Origin of the sequence: Paenibacillus sp. FSL M7-0802 (assembly GCF_038004945.1) — a bacterium.
GTDB classification, from domain to species: domain Bacteria; phylum Bacillota; class Bacilli; order Paenibacillales; family Paenibacillaceae; genus Paenibacillus; species Paenibacillus polymyxa_B.
In genome coordinates this window covers 4,362,510-4,383,500 of record NZ_JBBOSD010000001.1, presented here as the reverse complement: position 1 = coordinate 4,383,500, position 20,991 = coordinate 4,362,510, and the positions used below count along the sequence as shown (strand labels likewise).

The following is a 20,991-nucleotide window of genomic DNA, read 5'->3' as shown; positions in this document are numbered from 1 at the left end:
CAGAGCTGAAAAAAAGAGTGTAGACTGCCGTCTATACGTTTTTTTCGGCCTGTCTTTTTTGTTTAGCCGATCACACCGGATAGGAGTGGAATAATGACTAATTTGCGAAAAACACCGCTATATTCGTCCTACGGGACGCAGTCTGGGGTTCGTTGTATTGACTTTGGCGGCTGGGAGCTCCCGGTTCAGTTTAGCGGCATTCAAAAGGAGCATGAGGCCGTCCGGCAACGTGCGGGTTTATTCGATGTATCGCATATGGGCGAATTTTTGGTTGAAGGCAAAGAAGCCGAAGCTTTTCTGCAAAAGGTGACCACGAATGATGTCAGCCAGTTGGAACCAGGTCAGGCACAATATTCACTCCTGTGTTACCCCGATGGAGGGGTAGTAGACGACCTACTTGTTTACTGCAAAGGACCGGAACGCTACATGCTCGTTGTGAACGCATCCAACATCGATAAGGATTGGGATTGGCTAATGCGCCATATGCCTGCATCCGTTCACATGGAGAATGTGTCTGATGCGATAGCATTGCTAGCGTTGCAAGGACCGGAGGCAGCACGTATTGCCGCAGCCGTGGCAGATACGGACATTACGAATCTGGCATCTTTCCGCTTCCATGAGAATGTGCCATTGTTCGGAGCAAAAGCACTGGTCTCACGAACCGGATATACGGGCGAAGACGGTTTTGAATTTTATATACCTGCTGCGGAAGCACCAGCCGTATGGGAGGGTTTGCTTCGTTCCGGTGAGTCGTATGGGCTGATTCCCGCTGGACTTGGTGCTCGGGATACCCTACGCTTTGAGGCACGGTTGCCGCTATATGGTCAGGAGTTATCTGCCACGATTTCACCACTCGAAGCTGGTCTAGGTTTCTTCGTCAAGCTGAATAAAGGAGATTTTATCGGTAGAGAAGCACTGCAACGTCAGAAAGAACAAGGGATTCCTCGCAAATTGATCGGGCTGGAAATGATTGATCGCGGTATCCCACGCGCCCATTACCCGGTATTCGCAGAAGGACAACACATTGGTGAGGTCACAACGGGGACTCAGTCGCCCACCTTGAAGCGTAATCTGGGCCTCGCCTTGGTGGACAGTCGTTTTAGCGCCCTCTCCACACCGTTGGAGGTTGAGATTCGTGGCAAACGCCTGCGTGCCGAGGTGGTGGCAGCACCCTTTTATAAACGCCCGCGCTGATCTTAAACTCTTTTTATTTCTATAAAGCAAATATGTCAGATATGAACTTCTGGGTTTTTCATCTCACACACTTTTTTATTAGCTAATTTACGATCTAAAATCTTGCTTTTCGAAAGGAGTCAGAACCTATGAAGCAGCATCGTTATCTCCCTATGACTGAACAGGATCAAACCGAAATGCTGCGTGTGGTGGGTGTATCATCTATTGATGATTTATTCAGTGACATTCCAGAGGCCATTCGATATCAAGGGGAACTGCCTCTCTCTTCTCGACTCGATGAGAAAGCCTTAACCCGCCACTTGGCCGAGCTGGCCGGACACAACGCCAATACAGACACACATGCCAGCTTCCTTGGCGCAGGAATTTATGATCATCATATTCCGTCCGTCATCCAGCACATCACTTCACGCTCGGAATTCTATACAGCCTACACCCCCTATCAGCCGGAAGTAAGCCAAGGCGAGCTACAAGCCATTTTCGAGTTTCAGTCGTATATTTGCGAATTGACGGGCATGGCTGTAGCTAATGCCAGCATGTACGACGGAGCGACTGCACTGGCGGAAGCGGGCTCACTGTCCGCCGCAGCTACCCGCCGTAAACAGCTTATCGTATCAAGGTCCGTCCATCCGGAGGCACGTCAGGTATTGGCAGCCTATGCACGCGGATTGGATTTGGACATCGTGGAGATCGGCTGTTCGGACGGCGTAACGGATGCTGATGCGCTAGCGGCAGCCGTATCGGAACAGACCGCGGCTGTTTTGGTCCAAAGCCCCAACTTTTTCGGAGCCGTGGAAAACCTGAAGCCGATGGCTGACCTCATCCATGCGCACAAAGGTCTTTTGGTCGTCAGTGCCAATCCACTAGCACTTGGCTTGCTGGAAACACCCGGCAAACAGGGCGCGGATATTGTGGTAGGAGATGCGCAGCCACTTGGCATCTCCTCTTCTCTCGGCGGTCCGACCTGTGGATACTTTGCCGTTTCTCAGGCCCATATGCGCCGTATCCCCGGCCGTATTGTGGGTCAGACCACAGACCGCAACGGTAAACGCGGCTTCGTGCTGACCTTGCAAGCGCGGGAACAGCATATCCGCCGCGAAAAGGCCACCTCTAACATTTGCTCCAACCAAGCGTTGCTAGCTTTATCTGCATCTGTATACTTGTCTGTCATGGGTAGACAGGGGATCAAGGAAGTAGCCGAGCTAAATTTGCATAAAAGCCGTTATGCTTTAGAGCAATTGCTGAGCTTGAAGGGCGTAACTGCCTCGTTTAACGCACCAACCTTTAATGAGTTTGCCCTTAGACTGCCTGAGGGTACGGATATGAGCAAACTCCAGGCCGAGCTGCTAGCTGCTGGATTTATCGCTGGCTACGATTTGGGCCGGGACTATGAGGAACTTGCTGGTCACATGTTGATTGCCGTGACGGAGCAAAGGACCAAAGAAGAGATTGACCAATTTGTACACACCTTGGGGGGATTGCTATGACACACACCGGACAGGATCAGAAACAAGGGCTGTTGAAGGAACACGATCAAGCGCTCATTTTTGAATTGAGCCGTCCGGGTCGCATCGCCTATTCCCTTCCCGAGTGCGACGTTCCCCGTCGCCCGGTGGCAGAGCTTTTGCCAGATTATGCGCTGCGCAGCGAACCTGCGGCATTACCCGAGGTATACGAAGTAGACGTTATTCGGCATTATACTGCCTTGTCCCGGCGCAATTTCGGCGTGGACAACGGATTTTATCCGCTCGGCTCCTGTACGATGAAATACAATCCGAAAGTGAATGAGGATGTCGCCCGATATACAGGCTTCGCCAAAATCCATCCATATCAGCCCGAGGAGAGCATCCAGGGTGCCATGGAGCTGCTGTATACGCTCCAAAATGATTTGGCTGCGTTAACTGGCATGGATGCCGTCACGCTTCAGCCCGCCGCGGGCGCCCATGGCGAATGGACCGGGCTGATGATGATTCGCTCATACCACGAAGCACGTGGTGAGCGACGTACCAAGGTGCTCGTGCCGGATTCCTCGCACGGAACGAACCCCGCCAGCGCAACCGTCGCGGGCTTCGAAACAGTCACCCTTCCCTCCACCCCTGAGGGGCTGGTGGATCTGGATGCGTTACGTCAAGCCGTAGGCAACGACACCGCGGCGCTCATGCTGACCAATCCGAACACGCTTGGGCTGTTCGAGAAGCAAATCACTGACATTGCTGCCATCGTGCATGAAGCGGGTGGTCTGGTTTACTATGACGGGGCAAACTCCAACGCCATCATGGGGATTACCCGTCCCGGAGATATGGGCTTCGATGTAGTGCATCTCAATTTGCACAAAACGATGAGTACCCCGCACGGAGGCGGCGGCCCCGGCGCTGGGCCTGTCGGCGTAAAGCAACGGCTCATCCCTTATTTGCCCAAGCCGCTTGTCGTACGGGATCCGCAGGGGGTGTACCACTGGGACCGGGAACAGGGAGATTCTATTGGACGGGTTAAAGCCTTTTACGGTAACTTCGGTATTCTCGTTCGTGCCTATGCCTATATCCGTAGCTACGGTCCTGACGGCTTAAAGCGTGTATCGGAATGCGCTGTGCTCAATGCCAATTACATGATGCATCGGCTCGCTCCACATTTTGACCTGCCCTACCCTGGACATTGCAAACACGAATTTGTCATGTCAGGGCGAGGCTTGAAAAAATTTGGAGTGCGTACGCTTGATGTAGCCAAACGGCTGCTTGATTTCGGCTACCATCCGCCTACAATTTACTTCCCTCTGAATGTAGAGGAGTGCATCATGATCGAGCCCACGGAGACGGAAAGTAAGGAGACACTTGATGCTTTTGTTGACACTATGATTCATATTGCGCGGGAAGCAGAAGAGAACCCTGAGCTGGTGCTCAATGCACCATATACTACTCCAGTCACACGATTGGACGAAACTACCGCAGCTCGCAAACCTGTACTGAATTGCTCATGCAGTTAAAAACAAATTCTACTTAAAGCATGCAAAAAAGCCGGTATCTATTAGATACCGGCTGCTGTATGTACACAGCAATTTTTTTGTTGGAAAAAGATATAACCTTTGAAATGTAATACCCTTCCTTAACCTTCGATGCTTTGAACCAATTCAACAACCTGTTCTGCTGTTTGCATGTCCAGAGCTTTTGTAGCCAGTTTTTCCATGTCCGCACGGGACAACTTGGAGATTTGACTACGTGCTGGCAGAATGGAAGTTGCGCTCATACTGAACTCATCAAGTCCCAGACCCAGCAGCAACGGAATTGCTGTTGTATCTCCTGCCATTTCGCCACACATACCAACCCAACGTCCTTCACGGTGAGCGGCATCAATAACCATTTTCACCAGACGCAGAATGGATGGATTGTATGGTTGATACAGGTAAGAAACCCGCTCGTTCATGCGATCCGCTGCCATTGTGTATTGAATCAGATCGTTTGTACCGATACTGAAGAAATCCACTTCTTTTGCGAATTGGTCAGCCAATACCGCTGTAGAAGGAATTTCTACCATGATGCCCAGCTGAATTTCTTCAGATACGGATACACCCTCGGTTACCAACTTTTCCTTTTCTTCCAACAAAACAGCTTTAGCTTCACGGAATTCGTTCAGCGTAGCAATCATTGGGAACATGATGCGCAGGTTACCATGCACACTCGCACGCAACAAAGCACGCAATTGAGTGCGGAAAATATCCTGGCGATCCAGACACAGACGAATAGCACGGAATCCAAGGAACGGATTCATTTCTTTTGGCAGGTCCAGATAAGGAAGTTCTTTGTCGCCACCGATATCCAAAGTACGGACTACAACCGGTTTACCTTCCATTCTTTCCAGAACGGTTTTGTACGCCGTATACTGTACTTCTTCGGATGGAAGCTTATCGCGTCCCATGTACAAGAACTCCGTACGGTACAAGCCAACGCCTTCACCACCGTTGTCCAGAACACCAGCTACATCATTAGGCGTACCAATATTGGCTGCCAGTTCGACATGGACACCATCGACAGAAACCGTAGCTTCGCCGCGCAGCTTACGCCACTCTTCGCGTTGCTTGTCGTATGCCACCTGTTTAGCACGGTATTCCGCAACAATCTCTTCGGTAGGGTTCACGAATACGTGACCATCCAAACCATCAACGATAATCAAATCACCGCTTTTAGCTTGAGACAATATATTTTTCGTTCCCACAACTGCAGGAATTTCAAGTGAGCGAGCCATAATAGCCGAATGCGAAGTACGTCCGCCGATGTTCGTTGCAAAACCTTTAACAAATTCACGGTTCAGCTGAGCTGTGTCGGAAGGTGTCAAATCTTCTGCAAGCACAATCGTTTCTTCGGCAATTTCTGCAGGACTAACAAAATGAACACCAAGCAGGTGATTCAGGATCCGCTTGGTTACGTCACGCATGTCCGATGCGCGTTCTTGCAAATAGGCACTTTTCATGTTTTCAAACATGGAAATGAACTGTGTAGCTACTTCATTCAAAGCATAGTCAGCATTAAGCTGCTCGTCTCTGATTTTAGCTTTAACCGGATCGATCAATTCAGGATCATTCAGGATGAGCAGGTGAGATGCAAAAATTTCTGCTTTTTTCTCTCCCAGCTCCTGAAGCGTTTTCTCCTTAATCGATTCCAATTCGGTTTGAGATTGTGCCAAAGCCGCATCCAATCTCGCGATTTCAGCTTCAACATCACCAACCGCGCGTCTCTCTACAGCGTAATTCGGATGCTCCAAGATAAACGCCCGGGCAATGGCTATGCCTGCCGAAGCGGCAATCCCGGAAATTTTAAGCATGAACTTCGCCCAGCCCTTCGTTAACGATTACATTTTCAAGAGCTTTCAGTGCTTCGGCAGCTTCAGCGCCTTCGCAGATAATGTTAATAGTATCGCCTTGTTCCAGACCCAGGGACAATACACCCAGAATGGATTTCAAAGTTACTTTTTTACCGTTAGCTTCGGCAAAAGATTCAGCACCGCTGAATTTGTTAGCTGTATTTACCAGCGCAGTTGCAGGACGTGCATGGATACCGTCTTCATCCGTAATTCTAAAAGTTGTTTGCATAATTTGTTCCTCCCACTTTCCTAAAGATAATATTTGTTTACACGCAGTATACCAGATCATTGATCAGACGGCCTAAGCCGCCTAATCAACTAATCCGAAACACATAGAGTTTATTTTATCGTAATTATACCATCTTCGCCAGCCTTCAATACTCCAGTTTTGTTTAAAGTTACCGAAGAACCTTCTGGAAGGTTAGTAAAAATGACAGGTGAGATGATGGATTTAGCGTTTGCCTTCACGTATTCCAGGTCTACTTTCATAATAGGCTGGCCAGCTGACACAAGATCGCCTTCGTTCACCAAAACGTCAAATCCTTGGCCTTTAAGCTTCACAGTATTCACCCCGATATGAACAAGCACTTCTTTACCGCCATCGGATTGAATACCAATCGCATGCTTGCTTGGGAATACATTGAATACTTTACCATAAACAGGGGACACAATCGTTCCATCATTTGGCACGACCGCAAAACCGTCACCTGTCATACGTTCTGCAAATACCGGATCGGGAACCGTCGAGATATCAACCAATTCGCCGTTAACAGGCATTACAATATCTTCTACAATAATGGTTTGTTGTTCTTCTCCAGCTTCCTTCTCCTCTTGTGGAGCAGGTTGCGCCGGAGCTGGTGCAGGTGTACGTCCAGCCATGATATCAGCCATTTGAGATTTAATGGTGTCGGAACGTGTACCGAAAATTGCCTGTACGTTGTTACCGACTTCAAGGACACCCGATGCGCCAAGTTGTTTCAGACGAGCTTTGTCAACGTTCGATTTCTCATTAACCTCGATCCGAAGACGTGTGATACAAGCATCCAGATGCTTGATATTCGATGAACCACCGAAAGCTGCCAAAATGTTGTGCGGGAGCTCATCACTACTACCGACTGCTGCGCCATCCACATTATCTGTAGCTTCTTCACGTCCTGGTGTTTTCAAGTTGAACTTCCGTATGATGAACCGGAATCCGAAGTAGTAAATAACTGCCAAAATCAGACCGACGATAATTACATACCACCAAGGCGTACGGGTTGGAATAATCCCGAAAATCAGGAAGTCAATAAATCCGCCTGAGAAGGTCATACCGATTTTGACATGTAAAATTTGCATGGTCATAAATGACAGACCTGCGAATATACAGTGTACTGCAAACAGCAGTGGAGCTACGAACAGGAAGGAAAATTCCAGTGGCTCCGTAATACCTGTCAAGAACGAAGTCAATGCTGCTGAACCCATAATACCTGCTACATATTTTTTGTGTTCTGGTCTTGCTTCATGGTACATTGCAAGCGCTGCTGCCGGCAAACCGAACATCATGAATGGGAATTTACCCACTTGGAACGTACTTGCTGTCAACGCCACTCCGTCGCGAAGCTGGCTGAAGAAGATCTGCTGGTCACCGTGAACGGTTTGACCTGCCTTGTTAACATATTCACCAAACTCAAACCAGAACGGTGAATACCAGATGTGATGCAAACCAAATGGAATCAGCGCGCGTTCGATAACACCGAACAGGAACGCCGACAAAGTCGGGTTGGAATACACCATAAAGTGAGATACTGCGTTAAGTCCTTGTTGAACTGGAGGCCAGATCAGAACCAGTGCAAGTCCGACAATCAGTGAGGATACCGCCGTTGCAATTGGAACGAAACGCTTACCCGCGAAAAAGCCCAGATACGATGGAAGCTCAATTTTGAAAAAGCGGTTGTACATGGCCGCGGCCAGTATACCGATGATTATCCCGCCGAACACCCCGGTTTGAAGCGTTGGAATCCCCAACACGTTTGCATAACCCGGTATTTTTTGAGCAATCAGACCAGGTGTGACACCCACGGCTGTACCCAGAGTAATGTTCATAACGAGGTAACCGATGATGGCAGCCAAACCTGCTACACCCTCACCGCCCGCCAGACCGACGGCTACGCCGACTGCGAACAACAGTGCCAGATTATCAAAAACGATTTGTCCGGCATTCATCATGATCGTCGCTACCGATTGAACCCAGCCCGCATTTAATGCCGGAATGTACTGGAGAAAATCAGGATTGACCAGCATGTTACCGATACCCAATAAAAGCCCCGCAGCTGGCAAAATCGCTACAGGAAGCATTAATGCTTTACCGACACGCTGTAAAACGCCGAAAAGCTTTTTAAACATACCTTCCACATCCTTCTCTGAAATTTAGAACAGAGGCAAAACAACAAAAAAGGCATGAGCCGATTTAAGTATGTTTGAAAACAACCTTGGGATATAGCTTGCCCCAGTAGGCTGTAAACAATCATAACTTAAAACAACTCATGCCTGATCGAATCAGTAACACGTTTAATGTTCAGTTGTTGTCTTCCTCATTGCAAAATTGATTATAGCACCCCGCTAAATGCGAGGCAATACTTTTTTATTCCGGTTTTATCACTTTTGTTGCTCCCCCTGCTCTTTGCGTTGGGACAACCGCTGCAGATGCATTGTCAAATAACTAACCTCAGCTGGATACACAGATTTACGGAGTCTTTTTTCCATAATTTTCGTGAGCTTCCAGGCCAGCATATACATTTCCGGGTACTCCTCATTCAAAAGCTTGTCCAATCGATAAATCTCCTGCACAATTTCTCCCCGGCGCACACGTTCAATCGCAAACCTCAGATGAGTCAGCAGTCGAGAATAATCAAGAGATTGGAGAGGAATACGATAATCCAGTGTGGTCTCGACAACCTGAACCATATCCGCAATCAGACGAGAATCCTTCCTCACCTCGGAGATATGCTGGTTTGTCATGGCGCTATAAATATGCAGGGCCACGAATCCGATTTCATCTTCTCCCAGATCTACATCCATCTTATCCCTGATTAGAGCAACAGCCTGCTCAGCCATCTTGTATTCCTGAGGATATATTTCCCTAGTCTCATACAAAAACGGATTATGAATCGTAATTCCCTGTTTATGACGGTTGATGGAAAAAGCGATATGGTCAGTTAAAGCAATCAGTATGTGCTCATTTAGAGGCTTCTTTGCTTGAAGCTGAACAAGATGAAGTACCTCACCGATGACCTCAATGAGCTTTTCATCCAGCTCAGGAAGCAACCGTTTGTATTGCTCCTGTTCTTCATGGCTTTTTAATATAAATAATTTTTCAACTGAATCCAACGGCATAAGATCACCGGGTCTGCGATTGAAACCGATTCCTTTTCCAATCACAACAACCTCATCATGCTCGGGATGCATCCCTATAATCACATTGTTATTCAGCGCTTTGGCCACTTTTAGGCTGCTCACATCCGCACCTCTTTTATCAGAACCTTGATCCTAAGAATTATAGCATGAAGCTCAGAGGAATCCACGTTAAAGTACCAAATATTCGGCTAAAGGTCAATAAAAAGAAAACGCTTTTCATCACATTGCCGGGAAATGCTGTGATGAAAAGCGGTCTTTTGGTTAGGGGTAGATGCTCCCTAAAGACTTACCGTTATTCTTTATCTGTTAGTGCTGCCTCCACCGAGGCTGGAAGATGCTGCTTATTCCCTTCACCGGAGGACGGCACGGAATGAAGGCCTTTTTTCCCAGTCGTCAGCCCCTTGATTAACTGCTCCACATCAATGCCGGATACACTCTTCAGCATCTCAGGTGCCGTAGCCATCAGTTCGGTGACATAATTGCTGACACGCGCTGCTCCCTCTCCTTTTCCCGTATCAACTACGGTGAGTTTATCAATGGACGCAATCGGTTCGGCAATACGTCCAGCCAGATCAGGCAACATTTTTACGATAATATCGAGCACGGCGGCCTCTCCAAACTTCTGGAACGCCTCCGCCAGTTTTTCCTTGGCCTCCGCTTCTGCAAGTCCACGCAAACGGATGACATCTGCGTCTGCCGTACCTTTGGCGCGTTCGGCATCCGCTTCTGCTTGCCCGTTTAGACGTTTTTGTTCAGCTGACGCTTTAGCCTGTGTCTCAATCGAGTATTGCAGCGATTCAGCCTCACGCATTTTACGCGATTTATCTGCTTCCGCCGCTTGCTCGACCGCATACCGATCAGCTTCTGCCTTCTTTTTCACTTCCGCATCATATTGCTTTTCACGTACCTGTATTTCCTTGGATTGAAGATCAATTTCCCGTTCTTTGCGCACCAGCTCGACCTTCATCTGCTCCTCGACAGCAGTCTGCTTGGCACGGGCCTCCTGAATGTGATAAGCCTGATCGGCTTCTGCCTTCGCTGTATCCTGTTCTTTCTTAAACGAAGCCACTTTCAGTTCCTTCTCCTTGGCTGCCTCCGCAATGTTGGTATCCCGCAGCAGTTCGGCCTTCTGGCCTTCCTGTTCCGCACGCGCCTTCTGAATCCGGGCATCCCGCACAGCCTCGGCTTCTGCAATCTCAGCATCCCGTTTCACAGCGGCAATTCTCGGCTTACCAAGCGCATCCAGATATCCGTGCTTATCACGCACATCTTTGATGGTGAATGAAACGATTTGCAAGCCCATCTTTTTCAGATCACGAGCAGCCACACCCTGTACTTCCTGCGCAAACCGATCCCGATTACGATAAACTTCTTCCACTGTCATCGAACCGAGGATTGCGCGCAAATGTCCCTCCAGCACTTCCTGAGCCTCTCCTCTAAGAGCCTCCAGTGGCTTCCCGATGAACTGCTCGGCTGCTGTAGCCACATCCTCAATAGAACTGCCGACCTTGATGATCGCCACACCATCCGCAATCACGGGAACTCCTTGCTCCGTATACACTTCCGGTGTGGTTACGTCCAGTTTATGGGACAACAGAGAGATGAATTCGGACTGCTGAAAAATAGGCCAAATGAAGGCCCCCCCGCCGCGTACAATTTTAATTTTTCGTCCAGAGTCATCCTCGGAAATATTTTTATTTCCTAGAAAAGAACCCGTCACGATCATTCCTTCATCCGGCCCTACCGTTTTGTAACGGGCCCAAAAAGCGATCCCTAATATAACGATAACGATGACAACAATCCCAGGGACCAACACAATATCTTGCAAATTTGACACTCCCGATCACGCTCCCTTCAAGTTAAGCGAATGCGCCGTCTATGTGTCCAGGTACGCTACGCGGACGACGCCCTCTGCGACCTCAACCACGACGATACGGGTTCCCGCAGCAAGCGGTTTGTGATCGAAGCTAGATGCTGTATGTATGGTGTTGCCTGCACCCAAGCGGATCATAACCTCCCCGTAACCAACCTCAGGTACAGGAATGGTGACCTCACCGATCCGGCCAGTCAGCTCACGCATGGAGAAGCCGCTGGATACCTCCGAATTCGCCATGGGTTTGATAAACGCAAAGAACACGAGTATTCCGATGACAAACGCAATCCCTAGAGCAAGCACGACGACCCACCCCATGCTCAGCCCGGTATACTTTGTCAGCAGTACTCCAGCTCCGCCAAAAGCGGTCATGGCTCCAAGTAAAACGACAGGTCTGAACCAATCGAGGCCCGGTAGCTCCAATGCACCATCCAGCCAACCACCGAGTACATCTCCAATCAGCACACTGACCACGGTAAAGATAGCGCCCCCTGCGAGTAACCACCAAAATATGGTTTCCATGCGACTCCTCCTTCCATGTACCTTTTCAGTCTGGTTTCCAGTCTATAACTATGTTTACGTATTCAACCTTAAAAAGTTTCAAAATTTTCCTCTAATATCCCAAATTAACCCCAAAAAAGCACGTTCGTACGTCTAATGACGCACAAACGTGCTTAAAATGATACAAATGTCGGTTTACAGGGATGCTTTGTAAATTTCGACTACATCTTCCCGATTGAGCTTGTTAAAGCCACCAAAAGACCCGAATTTCACAGCTTTATCAGCCATAACATCGATTTTGGACGCATCAATATCGTAATCAGCCAGACGGCTTGGTGCACCAATCGAGTTCCAGAAATCACGCAACGCCTGAATACCTTCCAACGCCACTTCTTCATCACTCTTGCCTTCTGGTTTCACATGGAACACATTGACCGCCAGTTGCTTGAAGCGTTCAGGCTTCACATGCAAATTGTGTTTCATCCAGTTCGGGAACAGAATAGCCAGTCCTCCACCATGTGGAATATCATAAACAGCAGACACCGCATGTTCGATATTGTGAGTAGCCCAGTCACCTGTCAGCCCCATGTTCAGGAAGCCGTTCAGCGCCATCGTACCACAATACATAATCGTTTCACGCAGCTCGTAGTTTTCCAGATCGTTGACCAGACCTGGAGCCGCATCCATGACCGTACGCAAAATCGTTTCGCACCAGCCAAGTTGGACCGGAGTATTGGATTCCAAATGGAAATAATGCTCCAGCGTATGTGACATCATATCTACGATTCCGTAAACGGTTTGATTTTGTGGCAGTGAGTATGTGTTCACCGGATCAAGAATAGAAAACGCAGGGAACGCAAATACGCTGCCCCAGCCCAATTTTTCCTGTGTTTTTTCATTTGTAATAACAGAACCCGCATTCATTTCAGAGCCGGTAGCTGCCATGGTCAAAACCGTACCTAGTGGCAATGCTGCCTGTGGTGCCGCTTTACGCTCTGCAAAATCCCACATGTCGCCATCATATTTTGCACCAACAGCAATGGCTTTGGAGCAATCCAGCACACTACCACCGCCTACAGCCAGAACGAGGTCGATTTGATGTGTTTTACACAATTCAACGCCTTTATGTACTGTAGATAAGCGAGGATTCGGTTCTACGCCAGCCAGTTCCGTTACCTCTGCACCGATTTCACCAAGCAAACTTATTACATTATCGTACAAACCGCTGCGCTTAATGCTGCCGCCGCCATATACAAGCAGTACACGTTTACCATATTTAGGAACTTCACGCTTGAGAGCCTCCAATTGTCCTTTACCGAAGATCAATTGTGTAGGATTATAAAATTCGAATGCTTTCATCGCAAACGCTCGCCTCCAATAGTTCTAAAGTTTAATGTTAAGAAACTACTCTATTATAACCTTTTCGGTTACAGGAAACAAATCTGCTTTATTTTCAGAAAAAAACCACACTCCTTGAGGAGCATGGTTCCATGTCATATCTTGGGAGGGTTCTCGTAGAGTATTATGTGCTGCGCAAGCAATTTTATTCTCCCAAAGTATATCCCAATTGTTTCATAAAACGACCAAAGGCCTGATGACCGGACGGATTTCGTTTATACACTCCTGCATGCTCTAAAATTTCACTGAATTTCAGTCCAACCTCATTTTGTACGGTACGAACAGCCGTCTCCTTGTCAGGCAAACGACCGAACCGGGTGTTTAACTGATAAATCCAGTCTGCATGCTTAAACAGTGGATGTCCTTCCTGCTGCATAGCCACAGCCAGCTTGTCATCCCCACACAAAATATCTGCAATTCCATCCAGTTCATCCTTGAGCCGCCCCGGTAATATGGCAAGTCCCATAACTTCGATCAGACCGATATTTTCCTTCTTGATGTGATGCATCTCGCGGTGAGGATGGAAAATACCTTCCGGATACTCTTCACTCGTTCGGTTGTTACGCAGTACGAGATCCATCTGGTACCTGCCTTCGGCATCACGGCGCACAATCGGCGTCACGGTATTATGCGGAATCGTTTCCCCTTCCTGCTCTGTATGAGAGAGGACATCAGCTACAGGATCACTATAAACTTTCCAGGCTTCAAAAGCAGCATTTCCCGCTTCCAACAGCGCCTCGGCATCTGTTGACGTAAAACGGATGACCGACATCGGCCAGTTTACAATCCCCGCTGAAACCTGCGGGAACGATTCATTATGGTATATGCCGTCCACACCCGCTTTTTCAATTGGGAATGTATGACGACCACCCTGAAAATGATCATGGGTCAGGATCGATCCGCCAACAATCGGCAGATCCGCATTGGAGCCAATAAAATAATGCGGAAACGCTTTCGTAAAGGCTAGCAATCGGCGCAGTGTATCCTTCGTAAGCTTCATCGGTACATGATCATGATGGAACACAATGCAGTGCTCGTTGTAATACACATAGGGTGAATATTGAAAAAACCACGGTTCCCCATTCAATTCCACCGGAATAATGCGCAAATTTTGACGGGACGGATGATTTACTCTTCCTGCATATCCGACGTTTTCACGGCATAATTGACACTTGGGATAAACAGGCGGCGGCAAAAGCTTCGCCATCGCAATTTCCTTGGGACTTTTTTCTGGCTTGGACAAATTAATCGTGATTTCCATATCTCCGTAAGATGTCGACTGATTCCAGTACACATTGCTGGCGACCCGATCCATTCGGATGTAGTTCGAATCGATGGATAATTGATAAAAAGCATCTGTCGCCGCCTCTATGCCTCGTTCAGTCTCCGTTTGATGAAAGTCACGGATGACTTCAGACGGTCTTGCCATCAACAGTCCCATGATTTTGGAATCCAGCAAATCACGATACGTATCTGTGTTTTCAGGGATAAGTCCTATGGCAAAACCATAATCTATCAATACATTAAGCACAGGCTGGAGAGCTTCGGGGGCCATAACGCCCCCTGCTTCCCCACCTGAATAAGGCTCCGAAAACCCAAACTGCTCCAACAGCAGATTACGGCTGTAATCTGTATCTTGCGGACCGATCAAGCCCTTGTTTTGTGCGAATGCAACCAGTTGCTCCACCGCATATAGAGCCGATTGCTGCACAGTTTCGTCGATGTCATGGGCCAGATGCCGGGAAAGTTCCCGGCCTTGGCCTTTATCTGCGGATTGGCGCTCGCTCATATGTCATCGTCTCCCGTCTATTCGTCGCCGTAGCCGTGAGGGTGCGACTGATGCCATCCCCATGCTCCGCTAATAATATCCTCTAGTTGGGTACGTGCTGGACTCCAGCCCAACACCGAACGAGCCTTGTCAGAAGATGCAACCAATATCGCTGGATCGCCTGCGCGGCGTGGCTCTGTAACAACTGGAATGTCGAGTCCAGTGACCTTGCGTGCCGTCTCAATAACTTCTTTCACAGAGAAGCCCTGTCCATTGCCCAAGTTGAATACGTTGCTGTCATTGCCTTCGCGCAAGTAATTTACTGCACGCACATGAGCATCCGCCAGGTCACTCACGTGAATGTAATCCCGAATACACGTGCCGTCAGGTGTCGCATAATCCTCACCAAACACAGCGATGTGTGGACGCTGTTTCAAGGCTGTCTGGAGCACCAACGGGATCAGATGGCTTTCTGGTCGGTGATCTTCACCGATCTTGCCGCTCTCATGCGCACCAGCCGCATTAAAATACCGTAAAGACACATATTTGATGCCTAAAACTTTGTCAAACCACGACATCATGCGCTCCATCATCAGCTTTGTTTCACCATACACGTTGGTTGGCTCTGTACGGTCACCCTCTTCAATCGGTACCTTTTCCGGTTCGCCGTAGGTAGCCGCAGTAGAGGAAAACACGATTCGGCGCACTCCAGCATCCTTCATTGCCTCCAGCAAGCTCAGCGTGCCAAATACATTGTTGTCATAATATTTACCAGGATTTTGCATACTTTCTCCAACCAGCGAGTTGGCTGCAAAATGGATAACTGCGTCGATACTATTTTCAGAGAACAGTTTGGACAGTAGTTCTTTATCCCTCAAATCCCCTTCATACAACTTGCCTCCAAGCAATGCTGCTTTGTGCCCGGTTTGCAAATTATCCAGAACCACAACTTCTTCTCCCAGATCCAACAATTCTGCTACGGTATGTGAACCGATATATCCAGCTCCACCTGTGACTAAAATGGCCATGTTATTCGTCCTCCTTCAGTTCTTTAACTCCGTCTCCTGCCTTGCATACATAAAAGCTGGCTTCCAGCCCTGTGCGGGTCTGATAAGCTTCGCCGACTTCCTTCACAAAACGTTCCACATCGTTCTCATGAACCAATGAAACCGTACAACCTCCAAATCCGGCTCCTGTCATACGAGCACCCAGCGTGCCAGGAATGCGCCGTGCTTCTTCAACCATGACGTCCAGCTCCGTGCAGCTGACCTCATACAAATCGCGTAATGAATCATGAGAAGCATTCATTAACTGACCAAAAGCTGCAAGTTCATTCGCCGCGAGAGCATCAACAGAGGCCAACACACGAGCGTTTTCCTCCACCACATGCTGTGCCCGCCGACGCACTGTTTCGTCCGCGATGTGATGCTGAAGCTCTCCGAAACGCGCCTCATCCAGCTGAGCGAGGTATTCCAGTGACGGTTCCTGCTGCTGCAAAATGGACAGTGCTTCGGCACATTGACTACGACGCTCGTTATAGGCTGAGTCCACCAAACCGCGACGCTTGTTTGTATTGCCGATCACGAGCTTATAAGCCCCCGTGCGGAATGGCACTTTACGGTAATCCAACGTATCGCACATCAGTAGAATTGCATGATCAGCTGCTCCGTTCGCTACAGCGAACTGGTCCATAATGCCGCAATTGACACCAACATAATTGTTTTCTGCCCGCTGGGACAACAAAGCGATTTCGACCGTATCTGTTTTCTGTTTTTCGATCGTGAGGAACGCGTATCCTGTAACAACCTCAATGGAGGCTGAGGAGGATAATCCAGCACCATTGGGTATTTCTCCGTGAAAGAGCAGATCATATCCGTTAGACGGATAAACTCCCTTATCAGCTAGCTCCACCAGCACACCCACCGGATAGTCCACCCACTCATCCGTTTTTGTTTTACCTATTTCTCCGCGGGAGATAGATACTTCATACGACAGGTTTGTTGAAGCAAAATGAATTTCATCATCATTGCGCGCACGAAGGATTAGCGTCGTTCCGAATTCCAGCGCAGCCGGGAGTACATAACCACCGTTATAGTCGATATGCTCTCCAATCAGATTGACACGTCCAGGTGCATGAAATATCCGCAGTTCATTGCTGCTTTCACCATATTTTTCAATAAAATGTTTCTTTAATTCAGTAGAGTTCATATCCGCATCCACCTCATATACCGTTAGTAAAGGCCCTCCTGATTTCCCTGTAACATCTTAATCAGGTTGACATCTCTTATGATTTCAGTATAAATGAAAGCGTCACACGATGTAATGCATCCATGTGTTTAAGCTATGGATAAATGTGACTTGGATATGTACAATGTAAGTATACCGCATCCGCTAAACCATTCACAAATGCAGGAAGGATGACCCTATTTTGCAAGCGCATTCATATAGTTATGCCGTTGCCTCTAATCCGGTGTTTTATGAAAACAGCCCGCTGCATGTGCTTTTTGCAGGAGAGAGCCAAACCAAATCCGGTCATGCCGTGGGGCCGAAAATCTATGATTACTATCTGCTACACTTTGTAGAATCGGGCAGAGGTATCTTCCGAACGGAACAGCACACATATCAGCTTGAAGAAAACGATTTTTTCCTTATTCATCCCGGTCAGCTGGTGAGCTATACCTCTGATGAAGAGAAACCGTGGCGTTATCGTTGGTCTGCGTTTACCGGGCACCATACTGAGCAGGTGGTGCAGGAGGCCGGGCTACGTGTTCACCAGCCTGTCTTTCATGCTTCCGATCAAAGTCCCATCCCCAATTATTTGGAGCAAATGCAATTGGCCTTTTATAGCAGAAAATCTAGTTCTCATCTATCAGCCTTGGGCTATTTGTATCTGATTATGGGGGAAGCAGGCAATTACCTGAGTGACTGGACTGATCCGTCCGGGGCGGATTCGCAAATTCAACGTACAGTCAAGCAGATGGTGCAATATATGTCCACTCAGTACGCACATCCCGTTTCCATTGAGCAAATGTCTGAAGGACTTGGTTATAATCGTGCATATTTGTCACGGATATTCAAAAAGGAAACGGGCATCTCCCCCGTCACCTATCTGCTTAAGCTAAGAATCGACAAATCACGTCAACTGCTGCGTGAGCGTCCTGAACTATCAGTAGAGCAAGTGGCCGCTTCGGTCGGACTAACCGATGCCTTATATTTCTCACGTCAATTCAAGCGCTTCTGTGGTCAGTCTCCAACCGAGTACCGAAGCAAGGTTAAGCAGTACCCACAGTCGTAAAGCAGGCTTAAACAGCCCGCATCCTTCAAACGGATGCGGGCTGTTGGTTATATATTGTATAAGAGGATGCGAAATTAGGCCGATGACTACAGATTAACTTTCACCATTAGGCTGTGCCGCCGTCCTGTCAGTTCCCAGCATTCAGAATCGAATCAATTCGATCCAGTTCCTCTTGAGAAAAGTCCAGATTGGATAAGGTAGCAACATTTTCTTCAATTTGGCTTACACGGCTTGCCCCAATCAAGACAGAGGTCAGACGTTCGCCGCGCAGAGCCCAGGCCAGCGAGAATTGAGCCAAACTTTGTCCGCGTGCAGCAGCCATCTGATTCAGGGCGCGTACCTTGCGAAGTGTCTCTGGCGTTACATGGTTCTCATTCAGGAAAACCGATGTACTCGCTGCACGTGAATCCTCGGGGATTCCGTTCAAATATTTATTGGTCAGCAATCCCTGAGCCAGCGGACAAAAGGCAATGCTGCCTATCCCGTTTTCGTCCAGTACATCTTGTAATCCGTTTTCAATCCAGCGGTCGAGCAAGGAGTATTTCGGCTGATGAATCAGAAGCGGTGTTCCCAGCTCCTTCAGAATGCGAGCTGCTTCTGCTGTTTGCTCCGCACTATAATTGGACACACCCACATACAGCGCTTTGCCTGAACGTACGATATGATCCAGTGCTCCCATCGTTTCTTCCAGCGGCGTATTAGGATCAAATCGGTGAGAGTAGAATATATCGACATAGTCCAGCCCCATCCGCTTCAGGCTCTGATCCAGACTAGATATCATATACTTGCGAGATCCCCAGTCACCATAAGGCCCTGCCCACATATTGTAGCCCGCTTTGGTGGAGATGACCAACTCATCCCGGTACGGTTTCATATCACTGGCTAGGACTTGTCCAAAAAATTCCTCAGCTGATCCCGCAGGAGGGCCATAGTTATTAGCTAAATCAAAATGCGTAATTCCCAGATCAAAGGAGCGAGTAATCATGCTGCGGCCATTCTCCGCGTTGTTAATTCCGCCAAAATTGTGCCACAAGCCCAGCGAAATAGCCGGCAGTTTTAGACCTGATCTCCCTGTACGGTTATATTTCATACTTTCATAACGATCTTCGCCAGCTAAATAAACCATGCTATCCCAGCCTCTCTCGAAACATTGTAATGTCCATCAACATCATCATAGCGCTTTTATCCGAGCGTTGACAAGAAAACGATTACAGACCTAATTGATGAGCAAGTTTTTCCATAACTTTACCGATAGGATCGGTGATCAAAAGATCCGCCTTATGATCATACGAGGTGGGATCTGTATTCAGCAGCACCGTATGTTTACCACGAAAATAAGTAATCAAGCCCGCAGCAGGATGTACTGTCAGCGACGTTCCTCCAATTAACAGCAAATCAGCCTGCGAAATAGCCTGAACGGATTGAATAATGGTATCCTGATTCAGCTCCTCCTCATATAAAACGACATCCGGTTTGATAATTCCTCCATCTATCGGACATTTGGGTACAACCTCAGAGCTGTTCATCACTTCATCTAGACTGTAAAAGCGTCCGCATTCCATACAGTGGTTGCGATGCACCGAGCCATGAAGTTCTAGTACATTCACACTACCTGCAGCCTGATGTAGACCGTCAATATTTTGTGTCACAACCGCTTTTAGACGGCCTTGCTTTTCCAATGACGCGAAGAAATGATGACAACCATTCGGCTCCGCATCGGGATGCAGCATTTTGCTGCGATAGAAGTCGAAGAACACCTCAGGATGCTTCACAAAAAATGAACGGCTCAGCATAACCTCAGGGGAATAAGGCAATTTCTCCTCACTTTGATACAGGCCTGCTGCCGAACGAAAATCCGGAATACCGCTTTCCGTCGATGTCCCTGCTCCGCCGAAAAAAACAATATTCTGCGATTGCTGTATCCATTCCGCCAACGTATTAACTTTCATACCCTACGCACCTCCAGCTCTTCATATCCACGAACAACCTTATCCGCATCCAGCAAATGACCAGAACGTTCTGCTTCTGGCGCAAATCCAATAGCGAGCCGTACTCCGGCACGCTTGCCCATCTGCATATCCCCATTGCTGTCTCCGATGACTACCACGTCCGCCGGCGACAATCCTAGTAACGCGCAGGCTTTTTCAGCCATTTCCGGGTCAGGCTTGCCGTATGTAACCCTATCATGTCCGATAATCTCGTCAAAATAGGATGTCAGCCCCATCCACTCCAAATGCTCCTGTGCAGCCTCTGTACTGTCAGAGGTCACAACCGCCAGCTTCAGCCCGGCATGGCGGCTTTGCTCAAGCAACGTCCGCAATCCTGGAAACACCTTCGCTGCCCGATGTCGCCGAATATCAGCCATCGCCGTTTTATTAAAGTCGCGGACAATCCGCACAGCCTCATTCCACGGTACACCAGCAGTATAAAGCTGCCAAGCCAGTACCCCCGTACTTTCGTCCACCGTCCCCATGGCCAGCGGGCCAGAAGGATCGTAACCGATCACACGTCCCTCTAGATCGTGAACAGTACCTAGAACGGTACCTTTTTCCACCGTAAAACCGGCACCCGCCACGGTAAGATGCTGCTCCATCATATCCAGTATAGAACGAGCCCAGGGGCCCCACAACTGAATAAAATCCAGCAACGTTCCATCTTTATCCAATAAAATACCACGGCATGGGTACCGCTCCCCCTGCACGATCAGCTCAGACATGC

The 20,991-nt window shown here is 48.4% G+C and carries 17 protein-coding genes; 4 read left to right on the top strand and 13 right to left on the bottom strand.

All coding sequences use genetic code 11. From position 1 onward, the window contains the following. Nucleotides 1-93: 93 nt before the first annotated feature. From gcvT to gcvPB, 3 genes are all read left to right on the top strand, one after another. The gene (gene gcvT / locus MHB54_RS20200) at nucleotides 94-1,194 is read left to right on the top strand and encodes a glycine cleavage system aminomethyltransferase GcvT (protein WP_264454662.1); all 1,101 of its coding nucleotides are present in this window, start codon (nucleotides 94-96) and stop codon (nucleotides 1,192-1,194) included. Between the two features lie 128 nt (nucleotides 1,195-1,322). Beyond that, on the top strand, nucleotides 1,323-2,678 hold the full coding sequence (gcvPA, locus tag MHB54_RS20195; RefSeq protein WP_028542454.1) for an aminomethyl-transferring glycine dehydrogenase subunit GcvPA: 1,356 nt from the start codon (nucleotides 1,323-1,325) through the stop codon (nucleotides 2,676-2,678). Next, entirely contained in the window at nucleotides 2,675-4,171 is a 1,497-nt protein-coding gene (gene gcvPB, locus MHB54_RS20190; protein WP_319640936.1) for an aminomethyl-transferring glycine dehydrogenase subunit GcvPB, read from the top strand. Before gcvPA ends, gcvPB begins: the two co-directional genes overlap by 4 nt. Nucleotides 4,172-4,290: 119 nt before the next feature. Here gcvPB and ptsP read toward each other — a convergent pair whose 3' ends face one another. The 10 genes from ptsP to MHB54_RS20140 all read right to left on the bottom strand — a co-directional run bounded on the left by ptsP (nucleotide 4,291) and on the right by MHB54_RS20140 (nucleotide 17,186). Further along, entirely contained in the window at nucleotides 4,291-6,003 is a 1,713-nt protein-coding gene (ptsP, locus tag MHB54_RS20185; protein WP_023989880.1) for a phosphoenolpyruvate--protein phosphotransferase, read from the bottom strand. Next, entirely contained in the window at nucleotides 5,996-6,271 is a 276-nt protein-coding gene (locus MHB54_RS20180) for an HPr family phosphocarrier protein (RefSeq protein ID WP_013372579.1), read from the bottom strand. Before MHB54_RS20180 ends, ptsP begins: the two co-directional genes overlap by 8 nt. Before the next feature lie 110 nt (nucleotides 6,272-6,381). Then, entirely contained in the window at nucleotides 6,382-8,427 is a 2,046-nt protein-coding gene (gene ptsG / locus MHB54_RS20175; protein WP_023989881.1) for a glucose-specific PTS transporter subunit IIBC, read from the bottom strand. Nucleotides 8,428-8,679: 252 nt separating this feature from the next. Next, nucleotides 8,680-9,540 (bottom strand): glucose PTS transporter transcription antiterminator GlcT, encoded by an 861-nt coding sequence (gene glcT, locus MHB54_RS20170; protein ID WP_023989882.1) that lies wholly within the window; start codon nucleotides 9,538-9,540, stop codon nucleotides 8,680-8,682. Between the two features lie 190 nt (nucleotides 9,541-9,730). Beyond that, a complete protein-coding gene (locus MHB54_RS20165) occupies nucleotides 9,731-11,266 on the bottom strand; it encodes a flotillin family protein (protein ID WP_028542452.1) in 1,536 nt (511 codons plus the stop codon). Between the two features lie 48 nt (nucleotides 11,267-11,314). Next, entirely contained in the window at nucleotides 11,315-11,833 is a 519-nt protein-coding gene (locus MHB54_RS20160; RefSeq protein WP_023989884.1) for a membrane protease regulatory membrane protein, read from the bottom strand. Nucleotides 11,834-12,007: 174 nt separating this feature from the next. After that, nucleotides 12,008-13,171, bottom strand: a complete 1,164-nt coding sequence (locus tag MHB54_RS20155) for an iron-containing alcohol dehydrogenase (RefSeq protein ID WP_023989885.1) — start codon at nucleotides 13,169-13,171, stop codon at nucleotides 12,008-12,010. Nucleotides 13,172-13,355: 184 nt separating this feature from the next. After that, nucleotides 13,356-14,999: a UDP-glucose--hexose-1-phosphate uridylyltransferase gene (locus tag MHB54_RS20150; RefSeq protein ID WP_053325948.1), complete on the bottom strand. Its 1,644-nt coding sequence runs from the start codon at nucleotides 14,997-14,999 to the stop codon at nucleotides 13,356-13,358. Nucleotides 15,000-15,016: 17 nt separating this feature from the next. Next, on the bottom strand, nucleotides 15,017-16,006 hold the full coding sequence (gene galE / locus MHB54_RS20145; RefSeq protein WP_264454661.1) for a UDP-glucose 4-epimerase GalE: 990 nt from the start codon (nucleotides 16,004-16,006) through the stop codon (nucleotides 15,017-15,019). A 1-nt stretch (nucleotide 16,007) separates the two neighbouring features. Next, nucleotides 16,008-17,186, bottom strand: coding sequence for a galactokinase (locus MHB54_RS20140; protein ID WP_264454660.1), 1,179 nt, complete (start codon nucleotides 17,184-17,186; stop codon nucleotides 16,008-16,010). A gap of 220 nt (nucleotides 17,187-17,406) precedes the next feature. Here MHB54_RS20140 and MHB54_RS20135 point away from each other — a divergent pair, with 220 nt between their 5' ends. After that, entirely contained in the window at nucleotides 17,407-18,273 is an 867-nt protein-coding gene (locus MHB54_RS20135; protein ID WP_209943342.1) for an AraC family transcriptional regulator, read from the top strand. A gap of 127 nt (nucleotides 18,274-18,400) precedes the next feature. Here the strand turns inward: MHB54_RS20135 and mgrA are convergent, their stop codons facing one another. From mgrA to MHB54_RS20120, 3 genes are all read right to left on the bottom strand, one after another. Then, nucleotides 18,401-19,399: an L-glyceraldehyde 3-phosphate reductase gene (gene mgrA, locus MHB54_RS20130; RefSeq protein ID WP_209943344.1), complete on the bottom strand. Its 999-nt coding sequence runs from the start codon at nucleotides 19,397-19,399 to the stop codon at nucleotides 18,401-18,403. 82 nt (nucleotides 19,400-19,481) lie between these two features. Next, complete coding sequence (locus MHB54_RS20125) at nucleotides 19,482-20,222, bottom strand: NAD-dependent protein deacylase (RefSeq protein ID WP_209943346.1); 741 nt, start codon at nucleotides 20,220-20,222, stop codon at nucleotides 19,482-19,484. Then, nucleotides 20,219-20,989, bottom strand: coding sequence for an HAD family hydrolase (locus MHB54_RS20120; RefSeq protein WP_069079961.1), 771 nt, complete (start codon nucleotides 20,987-20,989; stop codon nucleotides 20,219-20,221). Before MHB54_RS20120 ends, MHB54_RS20125 begins: the two co-directional genes overlap by 4 nt. Nucleotides 20,990-20,991: the final 2 nt, after the last annotated feature.

What these genes read in the sequence shown, in the direction of transcription:
- MHB54_RS20120 (WP_069079961.1), bottom strand. Translation starts at nt 20,989, where the DNA reads ATGTCTGAGCTGATCGTGCAGGGGGAGCGGTACCCATGCCGTGGTATT.
- ptsG (WP_023989881.1), bottom strand. Translation starts at nt 8,427, where the DNA reads ATGTTTAAAAAGCTTTTCGGCGTTTTACAGCGTGTCGGTAAAGCATTA.
- gcvT (WP_264454662.1), top strand. Translation starts at nt 94, where the DNA reads ATGACTAATTTGCGAAAAACACCGCTATATTCGTCCTACGGGACGCAG.
- galE (WP_264454661.1), bottom strand. Translation starts at nt 16,006, where the DNA reads ATGGCCATTTTAGTCACAGGTGGAGCTGGATATATCGGTTCACATACC.
- MHB54_RS20125 (WP_209943346.1), bottom strand. Translation starts at nt 20,222, where the DNA reads ATGAAAGTTAATACGTTGGCGGAATGGATACAGCAATCGCAGAATATT.
- MHB54_RS20150 (WP_053325948.1), bottom strand. Translation starts at nt 14,999, where the DNA reads ATGAGCGAGCGCCAATCCGCAGATAAAGGCCAAGGCCGGGAACTTTCC.
- MHB54_RS20155 (WP_023989885.1), bottom strand. Translation starts at nt 13,171, where the DNA reads ATGAAAGCATTCGAATTTTATAATCCTACACAATTGATCTTCGGTAAA.
- ptsP (WP_023989880.1), bottom strand. Translation starts at nt 6,003, where the DNA reads ATGCTTAAAATTTCCGGGATTGCCGCTTCGGCAGGCATAGCCATTGCC.
- MHB54_RS20160 (WP_023989884.1), bottom strand. Translation starts at nt 11,833, where the DNA reads ATGGAAACCATATTTTGGTGGTTACTCGCAGGGGGCGCTATCTTTACC.
- MHB54_RS20140 (WP_264454660.1), bottom strand. Translation starts at nt 17,186, where the DNA reads ATGAACTCTACTGAATTAAAGAAACATTTTATTGAAAAATATGGTGAA.
- mgrA (WP_209943344.1), bottom strand. Translation starts at nt 19,399, where the DNA reads ATGGTTTATTTAGCTGGCGAAGATCGTTATGAAAGTATGAAATATAAC.
- gcvPB (WP_319640936.1), top strand. Translation starts at nt 2,675, where the DNA reads ATGACACACACCGGACAGGATCAGAAACAAGGGCTGTTGAAGGAACAC.
- gcvPA (WP_028542454.1), top strand. Translation starts at nt 1,323, where the DNA reads ATGAAGCAGCATCGTTATCTCCCTATGACTGAACAGGATCAAACCGAA.
- MHB54_RS20180 (WP_013372579.1), bottom strand. Translation starts at nt 6,271, where the DNA reads ATGCAAACAACTTTTAGAATTACGGATGAAGACGGTATCCATGCACGT.